The organism is Candidatus Atribacteria bacterium (assembly GCA_011056645.1).
Classification (GTDB): Bacteria; Atribacterota; Phoenicimicrobiia; order Phoenicimicrobiales; family Phoenicimicrobiaceae; genus Sediminicultor; species Sediminicultor quartus.
In genome coordinates this window covers 1-9,745 of sequence record DSEL01000167.1, presented here as the reverse complement: position 1 = coordinate 9,745, position 9,745 = coordinate 1, and the positions used below count along the sequence as shown (strand labels likewise).

Sequence of the window (9,745 nt, the reverse complement as noted above, 5' to 3'; positions counted from 1 at the left end):
TTTTGATAAACCTCGCTTATTTTTAAATCTCCATAGGGCTCCAAGATCTTTCCGGTAGGACCTATGGAAGCGGCGATAAATATTCTTTTTTCTAAATTCCTTTCTTTGTCCACTGCGGCTTTAGCTATATTTACCGCCATTTCATTTATTTTTAGTAGGTCACTCTCTCTGCCAAAACTTCTTAACTTAATTCTATTGGCTCCAAAGGTATTGGTCAGTATGATATCCGCTCCGGCTTTTATGTATTCTTGATGAATTTTTTGCACTACTTGAGCATGAGATATATTCCATTCTTCAGGGCACTCTCCCGACTTAAGACCGTAAAATTGAAGCATGGTTCCCATCGCTCCATCGAGCAACAGAATTTTTTTATTTAATTGTTCTTTTATTTCTTCTTTAATCTTCATATCTGCTTCCAAATGAAATATTTATTACCGATAAGTTATCGTTCTTGTCAGGCGTACATGTAGGAGGGAAAATTCCTCCGTCTCCTACTTTTTTCTTTTTTGTTTTCTTTACTATATACTATATGCTATATACTAAATGCTGTCTATAGTTTATGGATAAATATACCGCTTCTCAGTTTTGGTTCAAACCATGTCGATTTGGGAGGCATTAGTTTTTCTGCATCCGCTACTTTCATTAACTCTTCTATAGAAGTAGGAAATAAGGAAAAAGCTACTTTCATCCCTGCCTTTACTTTATTCTCCAACTCCTCCAAACCCCTAATCCCTCCAACAAACTCTATTCTTTGATCTGTTCGAGGGTCTTTTATTCCTAAAATAGGAGTGAGCAGATTATTTTGCAATATCGAAACATCAAGACTGTCTACTACATTATCCTCATCAAAAGTTCCCGGAATTACAGTTAACTTATACCAGCAGTTATTTAAATACATACCAAAGGTATTTCTTGCCTTTGGTCGGTAAGCACCTTCTCCGTTATATTTTTCTATATAAAACTTTTCGGAAATTTTCCGAATAAATTCTTCTTGGGAATTTCCTGCTAAATCAGCTACTACCCGATTGTAATCCATTATATATAGTTCATCATCAGGGAAAAGAACCGATAGAAAGTAATTAAACTCTTCATTCCCGGTATAGTCTTTATGCTGTTCTCTTCTTTTCAGTCCTACTTTAGTGGCTGCTGCTGCCCGATGGTGACCATCGGCAATATAAAGATAATCAATCCCCGCGAAGGATTCTACCAACTGCTCGATGATTGATTCATCATCAATAACCCAACAGGTGTGAGTGATTCCATCCTCCGAGGTAAAATCATAGACGGGGTTTTCTTCTTTAACCCATCTATTTACAATTTGTTTTATCTCCTCTTTTGCTTTATAGGTAAGAAAAACCGGACCGGCATTGGCATTGGTAAGATCAATATGATTGATACGGTCCTTTTCTTTATCTTCTCGGGTATTTTCATGTTTCTTGATCTTTCCTTGAAGATAATCATCTAACGAAACACAGACTACTAATCCGGTTTGAGCTCTTCCTTTCATTATCTGTCTATAAATATAGATCTTCTCCTGTTCATCCTGTAAATAGACTTTTTTCTCAATCAACCGATCAAGATTTTCGCTGGCTTTTTTGTACACTCTCCAGTCATAATGATCTACTGAAGGGTCTAAATCTATCTCTGCTTTATTCACGTGAAGAAAGGAATAGGAATTATCTTTTACCAACTGGCGGGCTTCTTCACTATTAAGAACATCATAAGGCGGTGAGGCTACTTTGGTAACCAAATCTGGCTCAGGTCTAAAAGCTTTAAATGGTTTGATTACTGGCATTTTTATATTCCCCTTTTAATCTAAAAATTTTCTTTGATAATAGAAATAATTTCGGCTCCGATTCTCTTTTGAGCTTCTATGGTAGATGCTCCGATATGGGGAGTTACTGAAACTTTTTCGTGATTCACCAGTTGCATATTTTTGGTTGGCTCTTCTGAGAATACATCAATTCCTGCTCCCGCAAGTTTTCCGGAATTCAAAGCTTCCAGCAAATCTGACTCATTTACTACATTACCTCGAGCACAATTAATAAGATATGCTCCATCTTTCATTTTGCTAAATTCTAAGGTACCGACCACCGGAGATTTATCTTCATTCCCCGGTATATGTAAAGAGATAAAATCAGAATCAGCTAAAAGCGTATCCAGCGAAACAAAAGAGTATTCGGGACAATCCTTGGCTGGTCCCAAGATATCATTATAGATAATTTTCATCCCCATTGCCTTAGCTTTTTTAGCTAATTCTCTTCCGATTCTGCCAAATCCTATAAGTCCCAAGGTTTTGCCGGAAAGCTCTATCCCTTTATACTGCTTTTTATTCCATTTACCTTCTCTCATGGTGATATTAGCCATTCCCATAAAGCGGGCCAAACAAAACATGTGACTCAATGCTAATTCTGCTACTGCCAAACTGCTTGCATTGGGAGTATTTCTAACTTTTATCCCTTTTGATTCAGCATAGCATACATCTATGTTATCCACTCCTACCCCACCTCGAATGATTAATTTTAAATTTCCGGTCTCAAGGGCAGAATCTATGATCTCTTTCCTAACTTTAGTTGCAGAACGTACTATTACTACATTGAAATTCTTTACTTGCACTTTTAACTCTTCAGGTTCAAAGAATTGCTCTGTTACCTCATGCCCCATATTTTTTAAGGTCTGAACAGATCTTGTATCCATTCCATCGGTTACTAATATTTTTAACATCCTTATACCCGCCTATATTCCTAAAATTTTATCAATAATGGAAAGAAGCTCTTTGATCTGGGAAAGTGTTGCTTCGGCCATATGAGCAATTCTAAAGGTTTTCTCTTTTAATTTCCCGTACCCGTTAGAAATCACATACCCTCTTTCTCCTAAAGCTTTGTTTAAGTCACCCACGCTAATCTCTCGGGTATTTTTTACACAGGTTACGGTATTAGAGGCAAATTCTTCCTGGGCAAAGAGAGAAAATTTTTCTTTAGCCCATGCCCTTACGTAATTGGCCATTTCAGCATGTCGGGCAAAACGGTTATCTAATCCTTCTTTCAATATCTTATCCAATTGATGATCCAGGGCAAACATATGAGACAAAGAAGGAGTAGAAGGGTATTGATAATCTTTCTTCTGAATATACTCATAGATCTGTAAAAGATCAAGATAAGTTCCTCTAAATTTTACTTTTCTGGCCGCCGCTAAGGCCTTTTCTGAAATGGAACATAGAGAAAGACCGGGAGGTAACCCTAAACATTTTTGACTGGAAGTAATACAGATATCGATGCCCAACTTATCCACTTCTATCTTGGCTCCACCCAAAGAACTTACTGCATCAACACAAAACAGTACTTCGGGGAATTTTTTCATTATCTTAGCAATCTCTTCAACCGGATTCATTATCCCGCTGGAAGTCTCATTATGAGTTACAGTAATCAGGTCATATTTACCGGTGGTTAAAATTTGTTCGACTGATTCCGCAGTATTAGGCAATCCCCATTCGACTTCAAATTTATCAGCAGGCACATTATTGTCTTCTGCCATGGCAAACCAACGGTTTCCAAAGTTACCGCAGGAAAATACTGCAGCTCTTTTTTGAGTACAAGAACGAATAGATCCCTCCATCAGTCCGCTGCCGGAAGAAGTAGAAAGTAAAATCTCATTTTGGGTATACATCAGCTTTCTTAATTTGTCACTAATGCCTCTCTGTAGAGTTGAAGCCTCTTTGGTTCTATGACCTATCATAGGGGTAGCCATCTTTTGCAAGGTATCTTCGGTAACATCAACCGGTCCAGGTATAAAAAGTTTTTTATACATTATCTCCTCCTTGTTTTAATTTATTTTTCAATACTCTACTCCACCTAATTTAATAAAATCTTTTTCTATCGAATTATTTTTTATCATTACAAAATTCAATTAATATATAGTGAAACAATGAACTAAATCTATCAAATAATCCTTATTTAGTCAAGGTTTTATATTTTTTGAGTTATTTACTCACTAAGAGTGCACTATCACCAAAAATGGTACTTTTTTAACTAAAATTTCCTTATTTCTAACTTTGAAAGTGGCAATTTATAGGGGTTTCGTAATTTTAAGTAGGTAAAAATAAGCCAAAAATGGAGGTTTTCCCGATTTTCCTAAAATTACTGTGCGTTTAAAAGCACTCTCCGTGTGTTTTTGGGGCTATAAGTTTTACGCTAAAAATTTCCGGATTATTGAGCTCGTTCAACCTTCTTTCTTCTGTCATCTTGCAGAAGTGATCTCAAATAAAATGGGTGTCTGACCCTATTTTCTTTCTATTTTCTCCCAAACGTATTCATTCTCTATTATGTTTTTCATATTCTCACAATCTGTGAATTTTAAAATATTGATTCCCATTCTTTGAGCAGCAATAAGATTTACTTCAGAGTCATCAATGAATAAAATGTGTTGAGGTTCTATCTTCACTTTTTTTAGGCAAACTTCATATATTTTCTCATCCGGTTTAGCGACTTTTTCTTCACAAGAAAATATTTTTGAATCAAAATAGTGAATCCAATATAAGGTCTTTATTTTTTCAAGAACATCAAATGTCATATTTGATAACAAAGCTAATTTTATTTTACCTTGAATAGATTTAATATATTCTATCGTTTCTTTATTTATATCCAACCAGCTCTTTGCATCAAATTCAATTAATCTATCAATATCCTTTGATTTGATTTGTCCACCTATTAATTTAATAGTTTTCATCCAGTATGTTTTTGCATCAATAAGAGCTGAATCATAATCCTTTCTTTCTTGTCCATAAAATGAAAAAAATTGCTGTTCCGGAATATTTAATATGTTACACATTTTATAGACAAGTTTCTTATTTTGCTTTTTGCTAATTACTCCACCATAGTCATAAACGATAGTCTTAATATTTTTCATTAAAATCCCCCATTTTAGAATAACGTCACACCTTCCGCTCATATACGATGTTCGACGAGGATAGGCTTTGGAATTTTGGCTTTAATTTTTAATTTCATGCTCTTTGTAGTTCTTTTGTATTCCTAAGTTTCATTATATTCTAAAGTGCTCCTCTTTCAAACTTCTGGCAGTTAGGACCAGCTCCTTAATTTCTGAAGGCAACCGTTCGTTTTGCCATTTTCTTTCTGCATCTACTGATTTACCTGCACTTTTCACGGCTTTCAAAGCATACAAGGCAGCTCCCAATGAATGGTCAGCCATATGAGCAGTTGCAACTGCGTGTCCAACGGAGCGAGCTACTGCTATAATAATGGGGTTTGAAGATTCCCGAGCTAGGACATGGGCACTGACAGAGGCATTTCTTGCTTCCCCTACTGCTGCTTTTTCTTCTTCCCATTCTTTGGCCACATAGAGTGCCTTAATTAACCGCTGATCAATATTATCATCAATCATTGATAATACGTGTTCTGAACATCCCCTTGCCCATCTCATCAATTGACGATGATGATCTTTGGTGAGTGGTCCGCCACGATGTACGGCAACAAATCGTTTATCTCGCATAATGATTGCTCCCATAATAAGAAAATTTTCTTCACTTTATTTAAATTTATCCCTGCCCATTTGTATTTATACCCGTCAATCTTTAAAGTCCATTTTAATGTTTCATCAAAATGATGTTGCTGATTCTTTTAGCTAAAGCCATAATGGTTAGCATAGGAGGATTCCCCAGCGAGGAAGGAAAAAGAGATGCGTCTGCCACATAGACGTTTTCTGGCAAACGCGGATTGTGAAATGAGCCGGCTTCATCTGGCGTCAAAGGCAGCATACCTCCCGGATGACCCGCATTGAGTGTCCCGAGAAAGGCATTATCCGGGTTTACCCCAAGTTTTGAAAATATTTTTTTGCATTGATTTACACCCTGGTCAAGTTTTTGTCTGTCTTTATCGGTTAATATCTTGTTTTTAGGGGTGCCCTTTTCCGTATCGGCGAGCTTAATCAGGAGGCTGAGAATATCTTTTCCGGGTATTCTCCATTTTTTATTGAAGAAAAAACTAAGCTGGTCAAAATAGGGAGAAATGATGTATCCGTCCATCTGCACGGCAAAAGGCATGGATATTTCCTTGTTTTGTAGGGCGTCTGTATATTCTACGGCCACACAAAGAACAGGATCAACAAAGAGTGTTTTATCAGTCTTAATCCCTGAATTTTCAAGAATGACGGGAGTATTGAATCCCCCAGCAGCGACAATGACCAGATCGGCAGTCAAGAGACCATGGTTGGTAGAAATACCTGTTGCCCTATTATTTTTAATATATATTTTTTTTACCACGCAATGATCAATAACCACCGCGCCTTTCTTCACAGCTTGGGAGACAAATATCGAAGCATCCCATTTTACGCCATAACTGCAACCCAGGGTGCAATGGCCGCAATTACGACATTTTCGGTAATGACCGGCTTTCGGGATGGGAAAGGGGTTCAGACCTTCTGCCGCGCAAATCTCGTAGAGCCTTCGCGTAGCACCCCTCCACAGATGCTCATGGTCGGCGGAGATGGTAATTTCATGATGAAGCTCTGAGAATTCCTGGTCAAGTTCGATGCCGATTTTCTTTAGACCGGCATCAACTCGTAAAGCATTGCCGCAGGTTAAAGTGGTCGTTCCCCCGATGCCGACCGCGTTGACCAGTGTCATATGATCTTTCGTTTTAGAGATCCGGTATGGTGGAAATACCAGCGGAATCATTTTTTCTGTAAGAAAAATATTCGCGCTTCTGAGGTGTTCCAGAAAAGGAAGGTTAAGGCCGAAAGGTTTAAAAGAACCGCCGGCCTCGATTAAAGTGACCTGAAATTTTCCCTGAAGCTCTTTTGCTACCGTAGCCCCGCCGGCGCCGGATCCAATAATAATGACCTTTTTCATTTCGAAATCACCGCCCGGCAGCATGAACAACCTTCGGTGATGCGTTGATAAAAAGACATTTTCAAACCTCCGGAGAGTCCCGCAATTAGACCCGAATCAAGGGATGAAATCAGGGAGCAAATTTCCTCAGAATAAAATCCGCTGAAAAAACACTTTTTAATCACGATCTCCCCATTCTGCCCGAATTCAAGGTCGATCTTCAGCGCTTTATAGATCAGCCGCGTGGCAATATGAAAATCACGGTCATTTTTCAGGTTTAATTCGTTTCTCAAGGATACGCCCATCTCGCGCGCTCCGGCAAACAACCCGGCTTTTACCCCTTCAACCAATCTTTTATTTTTCAATATTACTTGCACCTGATTTTTCGAGAATTCTGCATATCTTTCTAGAAGTGCATCGGGGCTTTCGGACTCAGCCGGTAAAACCGCTGCGGGTTTCACGCCGAAGGTCTTTGCCGTGACCCTGAAAAGTTCCGCCGTTTTTCGTTTCCTGTAGAAAGCTGGAAGGTAAAATTGTGACAAAAACAGTTTGATATTCATATTTTTATTTTAAGATACAAATATATCGCGGCAGTTCCAATCAGTCCGTCTACCAAAAAATTGGCAAAATAAATGAGGTAAAGATTATCTCTGAAAATCAAAAAGAGAGACAACAAGGAAGACGCTATTTTGGCATTCGCAAGGAGGAGTAGAAACAGAGGATTTTCAGGATTCCGAAATATCTGACAGGCAATAAAAGTCACGACATACATGTATCCGACCGATAATATAAGGAAAAAACCCGGAAAAACGACGGGAGCCCGATTCAAGTGAAATGCCGGTGAGAGAGAATTAAAAAACGAGAGAACTCCCTCGGGCGTCAAAAAAAAGACAACCCCGACTATAGCGAATGTGATGGCACAGAAAAAGCCGAACAGTCTGACGGTTTTTTTCATGATTTATCTCCATGTATCCTGTTAAAATCCGGAATTCCTGTATGCTGGATCTCCTCAAGGATGGCGAGCGCGTCTTCGGTCGGTATGGGGGAAATATTCCGGTAGTGCTTTTTTATGACCGGATAATTTTTGTTCATAAAGCATTCCCTGTCGGGTTTGAAGTGTTTTGTCATTGTGTCAAAAATCTCCGGGAGTGGCATGTCCCTGACATTCCCGAAGGTCACGGGTACAAAGACGCAAGGGCTGACTTCTCCGAAGGCGTCAATGTAGAGCATTTTGACACCAGCGTTACATCCGAAATGACTACCGTGTTCAAAATGAGCAAGGTAATTGACCGTCATTCCGTCTTTTTTATTATATTGATCCTGTATTTTAATTAAAAAATCAATTTCATCGCGGCTGATCACGAACTCATTATGCCAGAAATATTCGGACGACGGTTTTACCTCACTGAGCCAGGCTTCATGAACGCCGAGATTCTCCAGAAACCCAAGGAACTCCAATATGCGTTCCTGGTTCATCATTTCCTTGGTCAGCACCGCTGAGATACTGGTGTGAAGGCCAGCATTTAGAAAAATTTCGATTCCGCGTAATGCCTCCTTAAATGCATTTTTATACCCACGGGTATGGTCATGAGCTTCTTCCTTGCTGCTGTCCAGGCTTATGGAAGCATAGGTCAACCCGGCTTTTTTCATCTCCAGAGCTTTTTGCGGTGTAAGTGTGCATCCGGTAGTAAACAACTTTATGGCGATATCTTTGTCCGTTCGATCTATTATCTCAACGATGTTTTTATTCAGAAGTGGTTCGCCTCCCGTAAGCCCAAGCCAGGCAACACCCATCTTACCGAGCCCATTGATACAATTGATGATGGTATCATTGTCCATGACTTTGCCGGATCGTATCTTGTTATAGCAGTAAGAGCATTTCTGCGGGCAGGCATTGGTCAGCCCGATCTGGGCATGGGAAGGTCCTGCAATATTTTTGACCAGGTGTTGGTTAACAAATTTTGTATATGCGGGGCTGTTGATCGGCGGAAGATGCGAGTGTAGTATATAATCGTTATTTATTTTTTTTATCTTGAATTTTCCGAAATACTTCAGTAAAAATAAATTTGTCCTTAGATCTACCTTAAGTAATTGCGGTGTTTTTTTTAGACTTTTTAAGAGTCCTATTATATTATCCATTTGAAAATGCTAGCCCCTCCCATTGATAACTTTTGATCTCTAAATCACAGCCAACTTGCAGCTTTTTCGGGCTATTAAGTATAATGTCCGACAACTTGCTATTGACTATCTACTCCCGGTTATTCGAGTTCCCACTATGTCAAAAAATTTGCCGGCCAATTTTTTAAATACACTTAATTTTACCGGATAATAGTAATCTGATTCGAACCATCCATTTTCCATACAGTAGGTATAATCCCGGAAATTCTCATTAAGCATTATTTTTTTGCTCGTTCGTGCCATTCTAAACAACATAAGCTCAAATAAGGATGGTGTTGGGTATTCTTTTTTTATTAATGTTGAATAAAATCTTTTGCTCTGCTTGTCAATTATCTTATCAATTTTTTTCCGGCCTTTTTCTGTCATCGGTTCAAGCGAATTTATACAACAACCTTTGACAACATTGAAACCAAATCCACCTCCAATGAAGTTGAAATATTTTACAATATTATTTCCTCCATATATTCCTTGCGCCACTATACTGGTGAATGCTTTTCCAAAAAAGCGCGGACGATGAAAAATGAATCCAAGTCTATCGAGGAATATTTTCATGAATCCAGATACTTGAAATGAATAATTAGGAGATGCGAAAATTACACCGTCTGAATCAATAATTTTTTCAATTAGTTTATCTCTATCATCTTTTAATGGACATAATTCTTCACCTTTATTCATACACAATATGCAGCCTTTACAGTTTCCCAAGTGATAATCACTTAACTGAAC

The 9,745-nt window shown here is 38.4% G+C and carries 11 protein-coding genes; all 11 read right to left on the bottom strand.

The annotated features are described in order from the left end of the window. The coding region (locus ENO17_07335) for a homocysteine methyltransferase (protein HER24841.1) at nt 1-407 on the bottom strand (407 nt) is incomplete at its 3' end. 143 nt (nt 408-550) lie between these two features. Continuing rightward, the gene (locus tag ENO17_07330; GenBank protein ID HER24840.1) at nt 551-1,795 is read right to left on the bottom strand and encodes a DUF1015 domain-containing protein; all 1,245 of its coding nucleotides are present in this window, start codon (nt 1,793-1,795) and stop codon (nt 551-553) included. 20 nt (nt 1,796-1,815) lie between these two features. Then, a complete protein-coding gene (locus tag ENO17_07325; protein HER24839.1) occupies nt 1,816-2,724 on the bottom strand; it encodes a 3-phosphoglycerate dehydrogenase in 909 nt (302 codons plus the stop codon). Nucleotides 2,725-2,736: 12 nt separating this feature from the next. Beyond that, nucleotides 2,737-3,807 (bottom strand): alanine--glyoxylate aminotransferase family protein, encoded by a 1,071-nt coding sequence (locus tag ENO17_07320; GenBank protein HER24838.1) that lies wholly within the window; start codon nt 3,805-3,807, stop codon nt 2,737-2,739. 471 nt (nt 3,808-4,278) lie between these two features. Then, on the bottom strand, nt 4,279-4,947 hold the full coding sequence (locus ENO17_07315) for an HAD family phosphatase (GenBank protein ID HER24837.1): 669 nt from the start codon (nt 4,945-4,947) through the stop codon (nt 4,279-4,281). A 90-nt stretch (nt 4,948-5,037) separates the two neighbouring features. After that, nucleotides 5,038-5,505 (bottom strand): hypothetical protein, encoded by a 468-nt coding sequence (locus tag ENO17_07310; protein ID HER24836.1) that lies wholly within the window; start codon nt 5,503-5,505, stop codon nt 5,038-5,040. A gap of 94 nt (nt 5,506-5,599) precedes the next feature. Then, complete coding sequence (locus ENO17_07305; GenBank protein ID HER24835.1) at nt 5,600-6,862, bottom strand: GMC family oxidoreductase; 1,263 nt, start codon at nt 6,860-6,862, stop codon at nt 5,600-5,602. Further along, on the bottom strand, nt 6,859-7,401 hold the full coding sequence (locus ENO17_07300) for a hypothetical protein (protein HER24834.1): 543 nt from the start codon (nt 7,399-7,401) through the stop codon (nt 6,859-6,861). Before ENO17_07300 ends, ENO17_07305 begins: the two co-directional genes overlap by 4 nt. Further along, nucleotides 7,398-7,796 carry a hypothetical protein gene (locus tag ENO17_07295; protein HER24833.1) on the bottom strand — a complete coding sequence of 133 codons (399 nt, stop codon included), beginning with the start codon at nt 7,794-7,796 and terminating at the stop codon, nt 7,398-7,400. Before ENO17_07295 ends, ENO17_07300 begins: the two co-directional genes overlap by 4 nt. Further along, nucleotides 7,793-8,980, bottom strand: a complete 1,188-nt coding sequence (locus ENO17_07290) for a radical SAM protein (GenBank protein ID HER24832.1) — start codon at nt 8,978-8,980, stop codon at nt 7,793-7,795. The genes ENO17_07295 and ENO17_07290 overlap by 4 nt, the downstream gene beginning before the upstream one ends. Nucleotides 8,981-9,085: 105 nt before the next feature. Then, on the bottom strand, nt 9,086-9,745 hold a 660-nt coding region (locus tag ENO17_07285; protein HER24831.1), incomplete at its 5' end, for a flavodoxin family protein.

Bases quoted from the DNA above. Each gene is read 5' to 3' on its own strand.
- ENO17_07310 (HER24836.1), bottom strand. From the start codon at position 5,505: ATGCGAGATAAACGATTTGTTGCCGTACATCGTGGCGGACCACTCACC.
- ENO17_07325 (HER24839.1), bottom strand. From the start codon at position 2,724: ATGTTAAAAATATTAGTAACCGATGGAATGGATACAAGATCTGTTCAG.
- ENO17_07295 (HER24833.1), bottom strand. From the start codon at position 7,796: ATGAAAAAAACCGTCAGACTGTTCGGCTTTTTCTGTGCCATCACATTC.
- ENO17_07300 (HER24834.1), bottom strand. From the start codon at position 7,401: ATGAATATCAAACTGTTTTTGTCACAATTTTACCTTCCAGCTTTCTAC.
- ENO17_07320 (HER24838.1), bottom strand. From the start codon at position 3,807: ATGTATAAAAAACTTTTTATACCTGGACCGGTTGATGTTACCGAAGAT.
- ENO17_07315 (HER24837.1), bottom strand. From the start codon at position 4,947: ATGAGCGGAAGGTGTGACGTTATTCTAAAATGGGGGATTTTAATGAAA.
- ENO17_07290 (HER24832.1), bottom strand. From the start codon at position 8,980: ATGGATAATATAATAGGACTCTTAAAAAGTCTAAAAAAAACACCGCAA.
- ENO17_07305 (HER24835.1), bottom strand. From the start codon at position 6,862: ATGAAAAAGGTCATTATTATTGGATCCGGCGCCGGCGGGGCTACGGTA.
- ENO17_07330 (HER24840.1), bottom strand. From the start codon at position 1,795: ATGCCAGTAATCAAACCATTTAAAGCTTTTAGACCTGAGCCAGATTTG.